Origin of the sequence: Lactobacillus equicursoris DSM 19284 = JCM 14600 = CIP 110162, assembly GCF_001434815.1 — a bacterium.
GTDB classification, from domain to species: Bacteria; Bacillota; Bacilli; order Lactobacillales; family Lactobacillaceae; genus Lactobacillus; species Lactobacillus equicursoris.
On record NZ_AZDU01000084.1, the window covers coordinates 802 to 2,941 of the forward strand.

A 2,140-nucleotide genomic window follows, 5' to 3' on the forward strand; every position below is an offset into this window, starting at 1 on the left:
GGAAAGCCTTGTACATTTGCGAAGTCGAAACTTTGTTTAGTTTTGAGAGGTCTACTCTCAAACTTTGTTCTTTGAAAACTGGATAATAAGTAATATATTAGTTTTAAAAGCCGAGAAAACATTGCGTTTTAAAGAGTTTTTTAAAAGAAATATGAATTAGTTCATATCGCTAAACTCAAATAATAACCCTTTACCATCGGTAAAGTTAGGTTAAGTTATAAAGGGCGCACGGTGGATGCCTTGGCACTAGGAGCCGATGAAGGACGGTACTAACACCGATATGCTTCGGGGAGCTGTAAGTAAGCTTTGATCCGGAGATTTCCGAATGGGGGAACCCAATACCTTTAGTCGGGTATTATCACTAAGTGAATACATAGCTTAGTGAAGGTAGACGCGGGGAACTGAAACATCTAAGTACCTGCAGGAAGAGAAAGAAAAATCGATTCCCTAAGTAGCGGCGAGCGAACGGGGAAGAGCCCAAACCAAGAAGCTTGCTTCTTGGGGTTGTAGGACAGAACATTGGAGTTACCAAGTTAAGTTGTAATCGAATCAGCTGGGAAGCTGAGTCAAAGAGTGTGATAACCACGTAGATTAAACAACTTAACCTCCGTTCTGGATCCTGAGTACGGCGGAACACGTGAAATTCCGTCGGAATCCGGGAGGACCATCTCCCAAGGCTAAATACTCCCTAGTGACCGATAGTGAACCAGTACCGTGAGGGAAAGGTGAAAAGCACCCCGGAAGGGGAGTGAAATAGATCCTGAAACCGTGTGCCTACAATTAGTCAAAGCTCGTTAATGAGTGATGGCGTGCCTTTTGTAGAATGAACCGGCGAGTTACGTTTATATGCGAGGTTAAAGTGAAAAGCTGGAGCCGTAGCGAAAGCGAGTCTGAAATGGGCGAATGAGTATATAGATGTAGACCCGAAACCAAGTGACCTACCCATGTCCAGGTTGAAGGTGTGGTAAAACACACTGGAGGACCGAACCCACGTCAGTTGAAAATGGCGGGGATGAGGTGTGGGTAGCGGTGAAATTCCAATCGAACTTGGAGATAGCTGGTTCTCTCCGAAATAGCTTTAGGGCTAGCCTCGGAATAATGGATCATGGAGGTAGAGCACTGTTTGGACTAGGGGCCCGTCATGGGTTACTGAATTCAGATAAACTCCGAATACCATCGATTTAGTTCCGGGAGTCAGACTGCGAGTGATAAGATCCGTAGTCGAAAGGGAAACAGCCCAGATCACCAGTTAAGGTCCCAAAATTTATGTTAAGTGGAAAAGGATGTGGCGGTGCACAGACAACTAGGATGTTGGCTCAGAAGCAGCCACCATTTAAAGAGTGCGTAATAGCTCACTAGTCGAGTGCCGCTGCGCCGAAAATGTACCGGGGCTAAACATAATACCGAAACTGTGGGTGGACACGTAAGTGTCCGCGGTAGGAGAGCGTTCTAAGGGCAATGAAGCTAGATCGTAAGGACTAGTGGAGCGCTTAGAAGTGAGAATGCCGGCATGAGTAGCGAAAGATCAGTGAGAATCTGATCCACCGTATGACTAAGGTTTCCTGGGGAAGGCTCGTCCTCCCAGGGTTAGTCGGGACCTAAGGCGAGGCCGAAAGGCGTAGTCGATGGCCAACAGGTTGAGATTCCTGTACTAGTTTATTTTGTTTGAACGATGGAGGGACGCAGGAAGCTAAGGAATGCACACGACTGGAAATGTGTGTCTAAGCAACGAGTCTTGAGTTGAGTGAAATGCTTGATTCTATAAGGACAAGTTGTGATGGGGAGCGAAATTAAGTAGCGAAGTTCCTGATGTTACACTGCCAAGAAAAGCTTCTAGTGAGAAATAAACTACCCGTACCGTAAACCGACACAGGTGGTCGAGGAGAATATCCTAAGGTGAGCGAGTGAACTCTCGTTAAGGAACTCGGCAAAATGACCCCGTAACTTCGGGAGAAGGGGTGCTGACCGTCAGGTCAGCCGCAGTGAATAGGCCCAAACAACTGTTTATCAAAAACACAGGTCTCTGCAAAATCGAAAGATGACGTATAGGGGCTGACGCCTGCCCGGTGCTGGAAGGTTAAGAGGATGAGTTAGCGTAAGCGAAGCCCAGAATTGAAGCCCCAGTAAACGGCGGCCGTAA

General features: G+C 46.9%; 1 rRNA gene. It reads left to right on the forward strand.

Annotated features, from left to right (window positions below):
- Window positions 1-208: 208 nt before the first annotated feature.
- A 23S ribosomal RNA gene (locus FC20_RS09285) occupies window positions 209-2,140 on the forward strand; the annotation flags it as partial.